The 15,921-nt window shown below is 65.0% G+C and carries 15 protein-coding genes; 9 read left to right on the forward strand and 6 right to left on the reverse strand.

Going from position 1 to position 15,921, the window contains the following annotated elements; all coding sequences use genetic code 11:
* Positions 1 to 53 precede the first annotated feature (53 nt).
* Entirely contained in the window at positions 54 to 653 is a 600-nt protein-coding gene (locus JKF87_RS18525; protein WP_201100223.1) for a TetR/AcrR family transcriptional regulator, read from the reverse strand.
* Positions 654 to 865: 212 nt separating this feature from the next.
* Entirely contained in the window at positions 866 to 2,641 is a 1,776-nt protein-coding gene (locus tag JKF87_RS12500) for a class I adenylate-forming enzyme family protein (protein WP_307418041.1), read from the reverse strand.
* Positions 2,642 to 2,987: 346 nt separating this feature from the next.
* Between JKF87_RS12500 and JKF87_RS12505 the strand changes: the two genes are divergently transcribed.
* The 4 genes from JKF87_RS12505 to JKF87_RS12520 all read left to right on the forward strand — a co-directional run bounded on the left by JKF87_RS12505 (position 2,988) and on the right by JKF87_RS12520 (position 7,766).
* Positions 2,988 to 4,259, forward strand: a complete 1,272-nt coding sequence (locus tag JKF87_RS12505; protein ID WP_201100224.1) for an acyl-CoA dehydrogenase family protein — start codon at positions 2,988 to 2,990, stop codon at positions 4,257 to 4,259.
* Between the two features lie 51 nt (positions 4,260 to 4,310).
* The gene (locus JKF87_RS12510) at positions 4,311 to 5,081 is read left to right on the forward strand and encodes an SDR family NAD(P)-dependent oxidoreductase (protein WP_201100225.1); all 771 of its coding nucleotides are present in this window, start codon (positions 4,311 to 4,313) and stop codon (positions 5,079 to 5,081) included.
* 99 nt (positions 5,082 to 5,180) lie between these two features.
* A complete protein-coding gene (locus JKF87_RS12515) occupies positions 5,181 to 6,431 on the forward strand; it encodes a TetR/AcrR family transcriptional regulator (protein ID WP_201100226.1) in 1,251 nt (416 codons plus the stop codon).
* A gap of 204 nt (positions 6,432 to 6,635) precedes the next feature.
* Positions 6,636 to 7,766: a zinc-binding dehydrogenase gene (locus JKF87_RS12520; RefSeq protein ID WP_201100227.1), complete on the forward strand. Its 1,131-nt coding sequence runs from the start codon at positions 6,636 to 6,638 to the stop codon at positions 7,764 to 7,766.
* A 33-nt stretch (positions 7,767 to 7,799) separates the two neighbouring features.
* Here the strand turns inward: JKF87_RS12520 and JKF87_RS12525 are convergent, their stop codons facing one another.
* Complete coding sequence (locus tag JKF87_RS12525) at positions 7,800 to 8,252, reverse strand: MarR family winged helix-turn-helix transcriptional regulator (protein ID WP_201100228.1); 453 nt, start codon at positions 8,250 to 8,252, stop codon at positions 7,800 to 7,802.
* Between the two features lie 60 nt (positions 8,253 to 8,312).
* Between JKF87_RS12525 and JKF87_RS12530 the strand changes: the two genes are divergently transcribed.
* Positions 8,313 to 9,458 (forward strand): FAD-dependent oxidoreductase, encoded by a 1,146-nt coding sequence (locus JKF87_RS12530; RefSeq protein WP_201100229.1) that lies wholly within the window; start codon positions 8,313 to 8,315, stop codon positions 9,456 to 9,458.
* Between the two features lie 6 nt (positions 9,459 to 9,464).
* On the opposite strand, the gene JKF87_RS12535 is transcribed toward JKF87_RS12530, so the two are convergent.
* The 3 genes from JKF87_RS12535 to JKF87_RS12545 all read right to left on the reverse strand — a co-directional run bounded on the left by JKF87_RS12535 (position 9,465) and on the right by JKF87_RS12545 (position 12,359).
* Entirely contained in the window at positions 9,465 to 10,706 is a 1,242-nt protein-coding gene (locus JKF87_RS12535; protein ID WP_236261359.1) for an SAM-dependent methyltransferase, read from the reverse strand.
* A gap of 59 nt (positions 10,707 to 10,765) precedes the next feature.
* Positions 10,766 to 11,731 (reverse strand): FecR family protein, encoded by a 966-nt coding sequence (locus tag JKF87_RS12540; protein ID WP_201100230.1) that lies wholly within the window; start codon positions 11,729 to 11,731, stop codon positions 10,766 to 10,768.
* Positions 11,732 to 11,837: 106 nt separating this feature from the next.
* Positions 11,838 to 12,359: an RNA polymerase sigma factor gene (locus JKF87_RS12545; protein ID WP_201100231.1), complete on the reverse strand. Its 522-nt coding sequence runs from the start codon at positions 12,357 to 12,359 to the stop codon at positions 11,838 to 11,840.
* A 167-nt stretch (positions 12,360 to 12,526) separates the two neighbouring features.
* On the opposite strand from JKF87_RS12545, the gene JKF87_RS12550 reads away from it, so the two are divergent.
* Genes JKF87_RS12550 through JKF87_RS12565 form a run of 4 tightly spaced genes read left to right on the forward strand, consistent with a single transcriptional unit; the run spans position 12,527 to position 15,899 of the window.
* Complete coding sequence (locus JKF87_RS12550; protein ID WP_201100232.1) at positions 12,527 to 13,195, forward strand: MtnX-like HAD-IB family phosphatase; 669 nt, start codon at positions 12,527 to 12,529, stop codon at positions 13,193 to 13,195.
* Between the two features lie 15 nt (positions 13,196 to 13,210).
* The gene (locus JKF87_RS12555) at positions 13,211 to 14,614 is read left to right on the forward strand and encodes an aspartate aminotransferase family protein (protein ID WP_201100233.1); all 1,404 of its coding nucleotides are present in this window, start codon (positions 13,211 to 13,213) and stop codon (positions 14,612 to 14,614) included.
* Between the two features lie 8 nt (positions 14,615 to 14,622).
* Positions 14,623 to 15,540 carry an arginase family protein gene (locus JKF87_RS12560; protein WP_201100234.1) on the forward strand — a complete coding sequence of 306 codons (918 nt, stop codon included), beginning with the start codon at positions 14,623 to 14,625 and terminating at the stop codon, positions 15,538 to 15,540.
* Positions 15,537 to 15,899 carry an EamA family transporter gene (locus tag JKF87_RS12565; RefSeq protein ID WP_201100235.1) on the forward strand — a complete coding sequence of 121 codons (363 nt, stop codon included), beginning with the start codon at positions 15,537 to 15,539 and terminating at the stop codon, positions 15,897 to 15,899. The genes JKF87_RS12560 and JKF87_RS12565 overlap by 4 nt, the downstream gene beginning before the upstream one ends.
* Positions 15,900 to 15,921: the final 22 nt, after the last annotated feature.

Genomic DNA, 15,921 nt, shown 5'->3' on the forward strand with positions numbered 1-15,921 from the left:
GTATCGTCACTTAGTGGCGATGGGCAATCGGAAACTGGCGGTCTGACCGGGTTTCAGGCGATATTTTTCGTTCTGGGCGGGGCGTATTTCGCCCGCAGCGCCTCGCAGGCCGCGACAACGGAAACGACCAGGGTTTCGATCAAGGCCTCGTCGTCCTCGCCATTGCGCGCGGACAGGATTCCGGCGGCGCCGCTGACGATGAACCAGGCCATGTGTTCGGCCTGTCGCTGGGGCAGACGATAGGCGGCCTGAAGTCCGGCGGCCCAGCCCTGGGCGGTGGCGCGCTGGGCGGCGCGGGCGCGAGAGGCGAGGGGGCCGTTGTCGCCGGCCAGACGGGTGAACAACTGGCCCTGTTCATCGGCCAGACGGAACCACTGTCGGCAACCGCCGCGTATCCAGTCCTCCAGACGGGCGTCCGGCTTCATGTTCTCGCGGGCATGGTCGACATAGGCCTGCATTTCACGGTCGAACAGAGCGCCCAGCAGGTCGTCGCGGTCCTTGAAGTAACGATAGCCCAGCGACTTGGCCACGCCGCAACGCGCCGCGACGCCGTCCATGGTCACGGCCGAAACGCCATCCTCAACGACGATTTCCGCAGCGGCGTCCAGAAACCGCGTGCGTCGTTCGGCGCCCTTCAATCGTGTCTGCTTCACGCCCTGCCTCGGTGAGCCAATGTGACGGCTGTCGAGGAAGGGAGCGGGGGATATGGCCGCCCTGCTCAGGCGCCGTATGGTGATCCGTTTCTCCGCGCCTGCGAACAGCCTACGGTCGTCCGCGCGCAGGCGGGCGACAGACCGCAGTACGCCTCTCGGCTTGGCGGTGGCAATGGGGCGCGCCAACCGGAGGTCTGTCCCGATGGCGAGGGTCAGGCCGCGCATTCGCCGGCCAGCGCGGCCTTGAGTTCAGTCTTGATGATCTTGCCCGCCGCATTTCGGGGCAGCATCGCCGCTTGAATGCGGATGTCGGCGGGGACCTTGAAGGCGGCCAGACGTTCGGCGACGAAGGCTTTCAGCGTGTCCGCCGAAGCCGTCTCTCCGGGGATCAGGGTGACGAAGGCGACGGCCTCTTCGCCCAGCACGGGATGCGGGCGGGCCACCAGGGCCGCTTCGGCGACGGCCGGGTGGCTGTAGATGGCGTCCTCCACCTCCTGGCAGTAGATGTTCTCGCCGCCGCGGATGATGATGTCCTTCTTGCGGTCGACGATGAAGACGAAGCCTTCCTCGTCGATGTGGGCGATATCGCCCGTGCGGACCCAGCCGTCGACAAAGGTCTCGGCGGTGTCCTCGGGCCGGTTCCAGTAGCCGGTCACGATATTGGGGCCATAGACCAGCAATTCGCCCTGCTCGCCGACGGGCAGGGTGCGGCCTTGCTCGTCAACCACCTTGACCTCGCCGACCGGAAGGGCCGGGCCGCAGCTGGCGGGGCGTTGGGAATAGTCCTGACCCGCGTGGTGGGTGTGGGCGGCGCTGGTCTCGGTCATGCCCCAGCCCGAGCCGGGGGCGGCATGGGGCGTGTCGCCGTCGATGCGGCGGACCAGCTCTGTGGGCGCGGCGGCGCCGCCGTAGCTCATCAACTCCAGCGACGACAGGTCGTAGCGGTCGCGGTCGGGATGGGTCATCAGGGCGATGGCCACGGCTGGCACGCCGCCCGCCGAGGTGATGCGTTCACGCTCGATCAGGGCCAGGGCCTCGCCCGCGTCGAAGCGGCGCTGGCAGACCAGCTTCTGCCCAATGGCCATCGCCACCAGCAGGACGGCGTTGCATCCGGTGGTGTGGAAGAAGGGGATGGAGACCAGCCCGGCGCCCTGGGGCGCATCCGGGGCGGGCGGCTTGGGCGTCTCGCCCCGACGCAGCATGGTGCGCACGATCGAGAACTGGATGGCCATCAGGCCGCATCCGGCGTTGCGATGCGTGCCCAGCGCACCCTTGGCCCGACCGCTGGTGCCCGAGGTGTAGAACAGGGTGGCGGGGGTCTCCGGCGTCAGTTCGACATCGGGCATCAGGCCCTCAGGCAGGGCAGGCCATTGGGCCGTGGCGCCGATGACGGCCTCCAGCGCTGTGACGCGCGCGTCCTCCGGCAGGGCGTCCGTGCGGCAGGCATAGATCCGCTTCAGGGCCGGGGTCTGGTCCAGCAGGGGCAGGATGGCGGCTAGGCGCTCGGGGTCGACGATTGCGGTCGTGGCGCCGCTATCGTTCAGGCCATGCAGCAGTTCGGCGCTCGACCACCAGGCGTTCAGCGGCGCGACGATGGCGCCGATCAGGGCGCCGGCGAAGAAGGCCACCGGCCATTCCGGCAGGTTGCGCATGATGACAGCCACGCGGTCGCCGGGCTGGACGCCCTGGGCCTGAAGCTCGGCTGCCAAGGCCAGGGTGGCGCGTTTGAAGGCGTCAAAACTGACCCGGTCTTGCTCATAGACCAGAAAGGTCTTGTCGCCGTGAGACGCAGCGACCTGGAAGGTCTGGCGCAGGGTCGAAGGGGCGTTTTTCCACCACTTGACCGTGCGGCCGTCGATCTGGACGTCCTCGATTTCGAACGGAGAGCCAGGCTGGGTCAGCAGGCCGTGGGCCTGCTGCAGGCTCATCGCTGGCCATGCGGGGGCGGACCCGGACGGCGAGGCGGATTGGGCGCTTTGGGTCGTCACGGTCGTTTCCTCTACTGCTGGCCCGTTTGCCGGGCTCTTGAGTATTTTGAACGCACAGCGTCCCCGGAAGCGATGGCGGCCGCGACCGGATGTGCTGTAGTTTCGAACTTGAGGTATGATTGAGATTGGAGTCAAGCCAATCCGTTCAAAGCCCCAAGGCGCAGACCAACATCGGGGCCATGGGTGCCGGAAGTATTGATACAAGCGAATGGAACCGGGGTTATGGCGCCGGGTTTCGGGCCGCATATCCGGGGCTTGCGTCCGCCGTTCGCAGCCGATACTCCAAATATCGAATATTTGGTATGGCAACCGAAGCGCAGCGGCGCTTCAACCTCAGGAGACGCGCGTGGACTTTCAGCTTTCAGACAGAGAGACGCATTTCCGCGATCGGGTGAAGGCGTTCATCGACACCCGCATCCGTCCGCGCCACGCCGATTATCTGGCCCAGCAGCGCGAGGGCGAGCGCTGGAAGGTCATTCCGGTGATCGAGGAGATGAAGGCCCACGCCAAGGCCGAGGGGCTGTGGAACCTGTTCATGCCCCCGACCAGCGGCGCGCCCCATGTGGACGACAGCTTCGTGTTCGAGGGCACGCAACTGTCCAATCTGGAATACGCCCTGTGCGCCGAAGAGATGGGCAAGGTCGAATGGGCGTCCGAGGTGTTCAACTGCTCCGCGCCCGACACCGGCAATATGGAAGTGCTGAATCGATACGGCACGCTGGAGCAGAAGGAGCGCTGGCTGCGTCCGCTGATGAACGGTGAAATCCGCTCGGCCTTCCTGATGACTGAACCGGAAGTCGCTTCGTCCGACGCCACCAACATCCAGACCCGGATCGAGCGGGACGGCGACCACTATGTCATCAACGGCCGCAAGTGGTGGTCGTCGGGCGCGGGCGATCCGCGCTGCAAACTGGCCATTGTCATGGGACGCACCAATCCCGAGGCGGCGCGTCACCAGCAGCAGGCGCAGATTCTGGTCGACCTCTCGACTCCCGGCGTCCGCATCGAGCGGATGCTGTCGGTCTATGGCTATGACCACGCGCCGCACGGCCATGCCGAAATCGCTCTGGAGAATGTGCGGGTGCCGGTCGAGAATCTGGTGTTGGGCGAGGGACGTGGCTTCGAGATTTCGCAAGGGCGGCTTGGCCCGGGCCGCATCCATCACTGCATGCGCACGATCGGCGCCGCCGAAATGGCGCTGGAGGCCATGTGCCGTCGACTGGTCAGCCGCGTCGCCTTCGGCAAGCGGATCAGCGACAACAACGTCTGGGAGGAACGGATCGCCCGCGCCCGCATCGACATCGAATGCAGCCGCCTGCTGTGTCTGAAGGCCGCCGACATGATGGATCGGGCGGGCAACAAGTCGGCCCAGCTGGAGATCGCTCTGATCAAGGTGCAGGCGCCGACCATGGCGCTGAAAATCCTCGATGACGCCATTCAGGCGCACGGCGGCGGCGGTGTTTCGGGTGATTTCGAACTGGCGGCGGCCTGGGCGGGCATCCGCACCCTGCGCTTCGCCGACGGCCCGGACGAGGTGCACAACCGCGCCATCGCCCGCGCTGAGCTGGGCAAATACGAGGACGTCGCCGCCCCGCGTCCAGAGCGGACCCACCGCTAAAAGCCGCCGTCATTTCGGCCTTTGGGCCGCACCGCATTTCAGGGTTTACGCATGTCTCAATTCGATCTGGCCGGTAAGGTCGTCATCATCACCGGTTCATCGCGCGGCATCGGCAAGGCGGCGGCGGAAGAACTGGCCGCCAATGGCGCCAAGGTGGTCATCTCCAGCCGTAATCAGGACGCCTGCGACGTCGTGGCGGCGGAAATCAACGCGCGTCACGGCGATGGAACAGCCATCGCCGTCGCCGCCAGCATCGCCCACAAATCGCAGTTGGAGAATCTGGTCAACGAGACGCGCAAGGCTTTCGGGCGTGTCGATGTCGTGGTCTGCAACGCCGCCAGCAATCCGCACTATGGCCCGATCGGCACCATCACCGACGAGCAGTTCCGCAAGATCTTCGACAACAACGTGCTGTCGAACCACTGGCTGATCCAGATGGTCATCGGCGAGATGATTGAGCGCAAGGAGGGTTCGATCATCATCATCTCCTCGGTCGGCGGCTTGCGCGGCTCGGACATGATCGGCGGCTACAACGTCTCCAAGGCGGCGGACTTCCAGTTGGCGCGCAATCTGGCGGTGGAATACGGACGCCACAACGTCCGCATCAACTGCATTGCGCCGGGGCTGGTCCGCACCGACTTCGCCAAGGCGCTGTGGGAAGACTCCAAGGTCGAAAAGTCCATGACCTCCGAGACCCCGCTGCGTCGTATCGGCGAGCCGCATGAGATCGCGGGGGCGGTGACCTTCCTGGCCTCGTCGGCCTCGACCTTCATGACCGGGCAGGCGCTGATCGTGGACGGCGGCGCGACGATCCGATCCTGATCGAAAGCGGGGTCAGCCTGATGCTCGCAGCATCAGGCTGACTTTCCCCCGAGATTGGGCTCGTTTTATTGGGCCCGTTTTATTGGGTATGTATCGCCAATGAGCAGCACGGATATCGAGCCTGCGGAATCGCGACGCCCCGCCCGCTATCACGCCAAGCGCGAGGCCATTCTCGCCGCCGCCGCCCTGGCCATCAACGAGCAGAGCGCCAAGGGTCTGACGCTGGCCGACGTGGGGCGCAGGGTCGGGCTGACCACGACCAGCGTCACCTATTATTTCAAGAAAAAGGAAGATCTGGCGGCGGCCTGTTTCAGCCGGACGCTGGACAAGCTGCTGGAGATTCTGGACCAGGCGTTGGAGGAGCCGACCCCCCAGTTGCGGGTGCGGCGTTATCTGTCGCTGCACATGGCGCGGCTGGCCCGGATTCAGGCGGGGCAGGAGGCGCCCTTCGCGGTGCTGTCCGATCTGCGCGCCATGGAAGACCCGCTGCGCGGCCAACTGCTGGCGGGCTGGCGCACCGTGTTCCGGCGGACTCGCAGCCTGTGGGGCGCGCCCGCGACACGGGTTCACGCGGACCTCTACGGCGCGCGCGCGCATCTATTGTTGGAAAAGACCTTCTGGCTGCCGGTCTGGCTGGACCGTTACGACGCCTATGAGTTCGACCGGCTGGAAGCGCGCATGATGCAGTTGCTGACGCACGGCATCGCAGCCGCAGGGCAGCCCTGGGCGCCGGAGCTGATCCCTCTGGTGCAGATTCAGGACGATGAAACGGTCAATCGCGACGCCTTCCTGCGCGTCGCCACCCGTCTGATGAACGAGGTCGGCTATCGCGGCGCGTCGGTCGAACGGATTTCGGCCGAACTGAAGGTCACCAAGGGCAGCTTCTATCATCACATGGATGCCAAGGATGACCTGATCACCGCCTGTTATGACCGCAGCTTCAACATCATGACGACGGCGCAGCGTCTGTCGGACACGGTGGCCGGCAATCACTGGCGTCGGCTGTCCAGCGTTCTGGCCAGCATACTCGATCTTCAGTTGGCCAATGGCGAGGGGCTGCTTCGCACGACCGCCCTGACCAGCGTGCCTGCGCGTGAGTTCGCCCTTATGCTGGAACGGTCGCACCGGATCGCCCAGTCCTATGCGGGCATGATCAGCGACGGCGTCGCCGAGGGCTCGATGCGGCCTGTCGATCCCTTCATCGCCAGTCAGGGTTTGGTCGCGCTGCAGAACGCCGCCTTCGACATGCGGAGTTGGGCTTCGACCATGCCGAGAGAGCGTGCGGTGGCCCTGTACGCCTCCAGCCTGGCCTTCGGCATGTTTGATGATCGGGTGCTGGAGACGCTTTGATGCGGGTCGTCGGCGCGTTCCGCCGTTCTGCAGCTGTGGGCATACCCATTTTTCGATTTATGCCTTGATGCGTCCCGGGAAATGCTTCATCCACAGGGCGTCAGACAGCCGTCATTACGGCCGCGACCCCTATTTCCGCGTCGGCGAACACGCTGCCGCGTTCCCAAGCCGCCGCATGGCGTGACCAGACTGGAAAGACGGACCATGACCGACATCGCTTCCGGCATCGAACTCAGAACCCTGATCACCTCTGAGGGGCAGTTGCGGCTGTCGCTGGAGCGGGTTTCGGTTCCTCATCCCGCAGACGGTCAGATTGTCGTGCGGGTCGAGGCTGCGCCGATAAGCCCGTCCGACCTCGCGCTTCTGCTTGGTCCTGCTGACCTCAGCACGGCGCGGGCCGAAGGGACGGCGGACAGCCCGGTTCTGGTCGCCGACGTGCCGCAGCGCCGGCTGGCCATTATCAAGGGGCGGCTGGATCAGTCGATGCCGGCGGGCAATGAGGGCGCAGGAACCGTCATCGCGGCAGGCGCCAAGGCCGAGCATCTGCTTGGCAAGACGGTCGCCATCGTCGGCGGGCCGACGTTCGCCCAATATGTCACCGTGCGCGCCCATGACGCCCTGGTGCTGCCGGAGGGCGCGACCGCCGTCGACGGCGCATCGGCCTTCGTCAACCCGATGACGGCGCTGGGCATGGTCGAGACGATGCGCCGCGAAGGCCATACGGCGCTGGTCCACACCGCCGCCGCCTCGAACCTGGGGCAGATGCTGAACAAGATCTGCCTGGCCGACGGCATCGGCTTGGTGAACATCGTCCGCAGCGCCGAACAGGCGGCCCTGTTGCGCGACATCGGTGCGAAACATGTGATCGACAGCACGTTGGAAAGCTTTGAAGCCGACCTGGCCGACGCCATCGCCGCGACCGGCGCGACCCTGGCGTTCGACGCCATCGGCGGAGGCAAGCTGGCGGGGCAAATCCTGAACGCGATGGAGATCGCCGTCATCCGCTCGGGCGCGCCCTTCAGCCGCTATGGCTCGTCGGTGCACAAACAGGTCTATATCTATGGCGGCCTGGACCTGCGCCCGACCGAACTGACGCGCGGCTTCGGCATGAGCTGGGGCGTCGGCGGCTGGTTGCTGCCGCCCAGCCTGGCAAAGTTCGGCATGGAGACGGTGATCGCCATGCGCGGCCGGGTCATGGCGGAACTGAAGACCACCTTCGCCAGCCGCTACACCGCGGAAATCTCTCTGGCCGACGCGCTGAAGCCCGAAATCGTCGCCGCATATAATCGTCGCGCGACTGGCGAGAAATATCTGATCCTGCCGCAGAAGACCTGACCGGGCGGGGGCGTCGCCACCTTCGCGCCCCCTTCAGTCTGCTGTTTTCTCGATACGTGCCGCGACGCGGGCGAGGAGGGTGGATAGGGTTGCATGTTCCTTGGGCGTGAGGTCGGCGCAGATTTCGGCATCGAGCAGGCGCAGGGCGTCGCGGCCGGGTTCCAGCAGGCCGTGCGCATGGTCCGTCAATGCGATGAGGCTGCTGCGCCCGTCTGTGGGCGAGGGTTCGCGTTGGATCAGGTTGTCGCGTTCCATCCGCGCCAGCAACTGGGCCATACTGGGCTGTTCCACATCCGCGAACTCGGCCAGGGCCTTCTGCGTCAGACGTTCACCATTTTTCAGCGCGACCAGCACGGGCAGTTGGGCGGTCGTCACGCCTACCGACTTCAGACTGTCGTCCATACGCTTCATCAGCAGCTTGCCAAGGCGGCTGATGACCAGGGCGGGCATGGTTTCGGGCCGCCATTGCGACAGGGGCTTGTTCATTTGTATAGGTGGCTATATTTATTGATAGTGTCCTATATAAATTATCGAAGCTGGTTTGAAATGCAACATCCATCCATCGCCATCATCGGGGCTGGGCCTGCCGGGCTGACGGCCGCCAATATCCTGCACCGCGCCGGTTGGCGGGTGGAAGTCTTTGAGAGCGACGCCTCACTGACCGCGCGCGATCAGGGCGGCACCCTGGACCTGCATCCTGACAGCGGGCAGTTGGCGCTGGTGAAGGCGGGGCTGCTGGACGATTTTCTGGCTGAGGCCCGGCATGAGGACCAGGAGCAGAGGGTCGCGGACTATGTGACCGGCGCCCTGTTGCGTGAAGAGATACCCGAGGCGGGAACCGGCGACCGCCCCGAGATCGACCGGGTGTTGTTGCGCCAACTTCTGCTGCGTCCCTTGCCGGACGAACTGGTGTATTGGGGCGTGCGGGTCGAGGCGGTGACTGCGCTGGCGGACGGGCGCCACGAATTGCGCCTGAATACGGGTGTCATGGGGCCGTTCGATCTGGTTATCGGTGCGGATGGCGCATGGTCGAGGGTGCGGGCGGCGCTGACTGAGGCCCAGCCGGTCTATTCCGGCGTCACCTTTGTAGAGTTGTGGCTGAACGACGTGGATGCGCGCCATCCTGAGTTAGCCAAGCTGGTTGGCCATGGTTCGATGTACGCCCTGCATGGCGGGGTGGGGATCATTGGTCAGCGGAATGGCGGCGACACGGTCCGCGTCTACGCCGCCTTTCGAACCCGGCCCGAGGAGACGGATCGACCGGACAGGGTGCTGGCCGATATCACCAAGACGGAACTGCTGGAGCGGTTTAAGGGCTGGGCGCCTTCCCTGACTGCCTTGATAACCGATGCTGATCGGGTTGCGGCGGTTCGACCCATTGTCGCCCTGCCGACCGAAACATTGCGGTGGGAGCAAAGGGATGGCCTGACCCTGGTGGGGGATGCGGCCCATGTCATGCCGCCGATGGGCGTGGGGGTGAATCTGGCGATGCTGGACGCCGCCGAACTGGCCGAGGCCCTGGTCACGGCGCAGGACTGGCGACAGGCCGTCCGCGATTATGAGGACGTCATGCTGGCCCGCGCAGCCGAGACGGCGGTCGAGTGCAATCAGGCCTTTGCCGACTGGTTCGCCGCCGATGGCGAACAGGCGCTGCTGGATGACATGGAGGCGCCAAAAGAGGCCGCCGCCTGATCCGGCCTACTTCCAGCCCGTTTCGACTTCTCTCGCCCGCAGCGCGTCTTCGGCCTGTCCGATGTAGTTGCGGGTGAGGGGGACGGCGTGCTGGTTCTTGGCCAGTTGCAGCTGGAAGATGACGATGTCTTCGTGGCGGAAGGCGGCTTCGGCCATGGAGAGATAGAACTCCCACATCCGGCAGAAGCGGTCGTCGAACATGGCGACCGCCTCGTCGCGACGGGCCATGAAGGCGTCGCGCCAGGCCTTGAGAGTGAAGGCGTAGTGCAGGCGCAGCACCTCGACATCGGTGATGATTAGGCCTGCGCGCTCGATGGCCGTCGTCATGTCCGACAGCGAGGGCAGGTGCCCGCCGGGGAAGATGTAGCGGGTCAGCCAGGGATTGGTCGTGCTGGGTTCATCGGACGACCCGATGGTGTGCAGCAGCATGACCCCGTCATCAGTCAGACGCTCGCGGCAGGTGTCGAAGAAGGCTTCGTAGAAGTTCAGGCCGACGTGTTCGAACATGCCCACCGAGACGATGCGGTCAAAGGTCTCTGGTGTTGCGCGATAGTCCTGAAGCCGGAAGTCGATCTTTCCGTCCAGACCCAAAGCCGAGGCGCGGCTGCGGGCGCGGGCCAGTTGTTCGTCCGACAGGGTGACGCCGACGACCTGACCCGCCTGGGCGACGCCGGCCAGATAGAGCGCCATGCCGCCCCAGCCGCAGCCGATCTCAAGCACTCGGTCGCCGGGACGCAGGGCCATCTTGGCGGCGATATGGCGCTTCTTGGCCAGTTGGGCCTCGGCCAGAGACTGTCCCGGATGCTCGAAATAGGCGCAGGAGTATTGCCAGTCCGGGTCCAGAAACAGGGCGTAGAAGGCGTCGCCCAGATCATAGTGATGGGCCACGTTGCGGCGCGACTGACCGGGATTGTTCCTCTGGCCCCACAGAGACAGTTTCTGGCGGGTGCGTTCGACCCAGCGCGAAAGGGCCGAGGGGCGGGGATAGGTCTGACCCAGCACCAGGCAGAGGAAGTCGAAGACCGTGCCCTTTTCGACCAGCAGTCGGCTGTCGGTGAACAGTTCACCGGTGCGAAGTTCGGGCTGGAGCAGCAGTGACAGGACGGCGGCGTTATCGGTCAGCCGCACCACGATGGGATCGCCGGTCCCATCGCCCATGAATAGCTTGCTTCCGTTCGGCAGAATGACGGTCAGGTCGCCCGTGCGGACGTGTTTGCCCAATGTCGCTTCGACCAGACGCGTCAGCATTCAGAGGCTCCACCTATCGAAATCGTTCTGCGAATCTAAAGCGCCGAAAACAGGAACATTCAGTGCTCGGCCAGGGCGTAGATGGCGATCTGGTCGGCGCTTCTTTCGACCCGGATCGGCAGATAGTCGTCCAGCTTGTCGAGCACGGTCGCCTCGTCCGCCACCTTGAGCGCTCCGGTGAAACGCAGGGACGTGGCGGTCGGCATCACCACGACGGGCTTTTCGAAATAGCGGGACATATCCGCAGCCACCTCGCCCAGGGGGCGATCCTGATAGACGAGGACGCCATGACGCCAGGCGAAAGCGCGAGTGGGGTCCACTTCGGACACGTCGGCGGGGGCCTTTCGCAACTGGTTCAACTGCTGACCGGCGGCCAGGTGGAAGTCGGCGTCCTGGCCGGTGGTGGAGACGGCGACGGCCCCGCGCGCGACGCTGACGCGGAACATGTCATCGTGGCTGACCATGTCGAAGGCGGTGCCGAGCACGCGGACGGAGCGATGGCCCGAGCGGACTTCGAACGGGCGTGACGGATCATGGGCGACATCGAAGGCGGCCTCGCCTTCCTTCAGCACCACGGAACGCTTGTTGCGGCCCAAGCGCACGCGGATGTCGGTGGCCCGGTTCAGATAGATGCGCGACCCATCCTCCAGATCAATCGTCATCGGCGTCTCATCAGCGCTGTAGGACTGAGACGTGGCCATTTCGATCAGTTGCGGCGACAGGCCCGCCGTCAGCGCCAGGGCCGCCGCCACGCCCGCACCGCGCATGAAGCTGCGGCGACGCCAGAGCGGGGGCGTGTCGTCATTGGCGGGCTTGATCGCGAGAGGCGTCTGATCCGTGACCGCCCAGGCCTGTTCGACCAGGGCATAGGCGCGTCGGTGGGCGCCGTCCGCTTCCAGCCAATCCTGGAACGACAGCCACTGATCTTCGGTCGCCGCCTCGTCCTGAAGCTGGACGAACCAGGTCAGGGCGCGTTCACGAATATCGGGTCGGATCTCGGTCGGGACTTCGGAATGCGTCGTCATTTCACCACCCCCTCCAGTCGCCAAGACCATGGGCCATGACGACAAGACGGCGCCGCGCCGCGACCACCACCGCGATTTTTTGCATTTTGTGGCGAAAAAGGGTCCATCACCGCTCCAGTTTCTCGGTGATGGCGCGCAGGGCGTCCATCATGTGCTTCTCGACAGAACTGCGCGAGATGCCCAGCCGGGCGGCGACTTCGGCATGGCTGACGCCATCAAACTTGTGCAGGCGGAAGATGCTCTGGGTGCGCGCGGGCAGCTTCTGGACGACGCGCACGATACGCTCCAGACGGTCGCGGTCGATGACGATGGCTTCGGGGGAGGGCGCGCCGTCGGCCTCGGGCGTGACGCCTTCGACATGGGCGGCGTCGCGCCAGGCGGTGTCGCGCTGGCGTGATCTCTGCCATCCGCGCCAGCGGTCGATCAGCAGGTTGGACGCCAGTCGGTACAGATAGGCGCGCGGGTTCTGCACCTGGGCCTGTTCGGCGTCCAGGGCAATGACCTTGAGGTACAGTTCCTGGACCAGATCCTCGACATCCGCCTCCGCCCCCAGGCGGCTCTGGAAAAACCGCGTCATCGCCTGTCGCTGCAGGAGATAGGTTTCAACGAGCGTTGGCGGAGAGGTCATCACGGCCTGATCGGATGCTGGGACTGACACGCGTCCTCTGATCCCGGGCCACGTCGATGATGCGTCGTTGCGCTTCTCATGCCGCGTAGAAATTTTTGAGGCAAGTCGCCGTGCGCGTCGTCTTCCGAACATACCGCATGATCGCGGTCGAAACGCGAGCTTAGTGGATGCGTATCTTCTGCGACTTCGACGGGACAATCAGTCGAAGCGACACGACGGATTTCGTGCTGACCGCCCTGGCGGACCCCGCCTGGCATGAGATTGAAGCCCGCTGGGAATCCGGCGAAATCGACGCTGCGGAATGCATGCGTCTTCAGGTCGCCATGATCGGCGGTTCGGAGACTGACCTGAATACGGTGCTGGATCGTGTCGAACTGGACCCGCATTTCAAGAATTTCGTCCTCTGGGCCGAGGCGAACGGCCACCCGATCACCATTCTAAGCGACGGTGTGAACCATTTCATCAAACGCCTGCTGACGCGCGAGGGGCTGGGCCGTTTGCCGGTCTTCGCCAATGTGCTGGCAGGGCAAGCGGGCGCCTGGGCGCTGGAGCAGCCGTGGATGCGCGCGGGCTGCGCCGGGGGCTCGGGGGTCTGCAAATGCGAGGTCGTCCGCACGACGGCGACCGAGACCCAGGGCCCGGTGGTCTTTGTCGGCGACGGCCGTTCCGACTTCTGTGTCTCGGCCAAGGTCGACATCCTCTTCGCCAAGCATCGTTTGGCCGAGTACGCCGCTGCGCGCGGCGCAGAATTTCTCCCCTACGAAACCTTCGCGGATGTGACCGCGACGCTGAACGGTTTTGCGGCCGTCCCGGCGAAACAGGCCTGCGCGGTCTGACAACGGAAGCTGAGTATGCACGACAAGATACTATCCCCCGTCGCACCGGTCGATGAAGCTGAACTGCGCCGTCTGGAAGCCGAATACTGCTCCTACGGCGACACCGTCCACTACATGGAGGAACCCAAGTTCTTCGACGGGTGCGAAGGCTCCTACATGTACGATGCCGAGGGCCGTCAGTTCCTCGACCTGCAGATGTGGTACTCGGCGGTCAACTTCGGCTATCGCAACCCGCGCCTGAACGCCGTGGCCCACCGCCAGCTGGACACCCTGCCGCAGGTCGCCTCGCAGTATCTGCACCGCGAGAAGGTCGAGTTGGCCGCGATGATCGCCCAGGACATGGAGCGCAAGTTCGGCCGCAAGGGCCGCGTTCACTTCAACGTCGGCGGCGCACAGGCGGTCGAGGACTCGTTGAAGCTGGTCCGCAACGCTTCGAACGGCAAACAACTGATGTTCGCCTTTGAGGGAGGCTATCACGGGCGCACCCTGGGCGCCTCGGCGATCACCTCGTCGTACCGCTATCGCCGTCGCTTCGGCCACTTCAGCGACCGCGCCCAGTTCATCGAATTCCCGTACCACTTCCGCGGCCCCAAGGGCATGACGAAGGAAGAATACGGCCACTACTGCGTGCAGAAGTTCGCCCGCCTGTTCGAGACCGAATACAACGGCGTGCTGGACATCAAGACCGGCGAGGCGGAATACGCCGCCTTCTACATCGAGCCTATTCAGGGCACCGGCGGCTATGTGATCCCGCCGCCCAACTTCTTCATCGAACTGAAGAAGGTTCTGGACCAGCACGGCATCAAGCTGGTGGTCGATGAAATCCAGATGGGCATGTACCGGACCGGCAAGCTGTGGTCGATCGAGCATTTCGGCGTGCAGCCGGACGTGCTGGTCTTCGGCAAGGCCCTGACCAACGGTCTGAACCCGCTGTCGGGCGTCTGGGCGCGCGAAGAACTGATCAATCCGGGCATCTTCCCTCCCGGCTCGACCCATTCGACCTTCAACTCCAACCCGCTGGGCACGTCAGTGGCGCTGGAAGCCCTGAAGATGACGTCGGAAGTCGATTACGGCGCGGCCGTGATGGAGAAGGGCGCCTACTTCCTGAAGGGTCTGCAGGAGCTTCAGAAGCGCTGGCCCCAGATCGGCGACGTCGACGGCCTGGGCCTGGCTCTGCGCTGCGAGATTTGCCAGGAAGACGGCTTCACGCCGAACAAGGCCCTGCTGGACCTGATGGCAGACGAAGGCATGAAGGGTGATCTGGTCGCCAAGAGCGGCACCTACGGCCTGATCCTGGACGTCGGCGGCTATTACAAGAACGTCATCACCCTGGCCCCGTCGCTGGAGATCACTCACGAAGAGATCGATCTGGCGATCGAGCTTCTGGACATCCTGCTGCGTCGCTGCACGGCGGCCTGAGACGGGTCGTGCGTCCGGTCCTGCTGCATCTCGACGACGCCCTGACGTCGCAAACGGCGTTGGAGGGGCGTGTCCTCTCTGACGGCGGGCGGTCTGTGGACTGCCGCGACCTGGGGCTGTCGGTTCGTCTGTGGGGGCGTCCTGCGTCCCTGCAGGCGCTGGAGGACCGGGTGCGCGCCGGACTGGGCGATGACGCCCGGCCGCTGTTGACCTTCATGGGGTCAGGCGATTTCCACCACGTCAGCGCCTTGCTGGTGCGTCTGGCCAGCGAACGCGCGTCGGAAGAGGCGATCACCGTCGTCCACTTTGACAACCACCCCGACTGGGTGCGGTATCAGAACGGCCTGCACTGTGGGTCGTGGGTGGCGACGGCGGCGCGGCTGCCGTCGGTCAGGAAGGTCATCACCATGGGCGTGTGCAGCAGCGACATTCTGCCCCCTGGCTCGAAAGAGGGCGACGCCTCCCTGATCCAGGATGGGGTGCTGGAGCTGTACGCCCATGCCGCGCCGGGCGGCGGCGCTCTGGACCTGTTCGGCAGGGAATTCGCCACCATCCAGTCTCTGGGCGAAGACGGTTTCGCCGACTTCCTGGCGACCCGGATCGAGACGGAAAGCCTCTACATCACCATCGACAAGGACGTGCTGCGTCCCGACGATGCGGCGACCAACTGGGATCAGGGGCAGATGACCCTGGCCTATCTGCAGCGCCTGCTGGCGGTGGCGGCCAGGGGGCGTCGTCTGGTCGGGGCAGATGTGATCGGCGACTGGTCGCACCCGCGCTATGGCGGCGGCGGTCTGGCGCCCCTGCTGAAGAAGGGCGAGGCCCTGCTGGACCAGCCCTGGTCCGCGCCATCGGTCGAGGCGCGCGCGCATAATCAGGCGGTGAACCTGAGCCTGTATGAGACCCTGCAGGAGCTGGCGGCATGAACGTCACCGCCCTGTCGTTCGTTTTGATCGCGGCCTGCGTCGCCGCCGAAATCTTCCACGAAGTGGCCTTCAAGGTCGCAGCCAACAGGGCGGGCGACAGCGACCACTATGTCCGCGATGTCGCGCGCCAGCCGTGGATGTGGTTCGGCATGCTGTTGTGGGCGATCCAGACCGGCCTCTGGATTGTAGTGCTGCAGTCTGTGCCGCTGGTCGTGGCCTTTCCCCTGATGACGCTGTCCTACGCCGGGGTTCCGGCGGCCAGCGCCCTGTTCCTGCATGAACGGATGTCGAAACAGCAGATCATCGGCGCCATGCTGATCCTGGGCGGCGTCCTGTGCGTCGGCGCGACCGCCGCATGACCCTATCCAACAAGAGGCCCCT

Origin of the sequence: Brevundimonas nasdae (genome assembly GCF_016654005.1) — a bacterium.
GTDB classification, from domain to species: Bacteria; Pseudomonadota; Alphaproteobacteria; order Caulobacterales; family Caulobacteraceae; genus Brevundimonas; species Brevundimonas nasdae.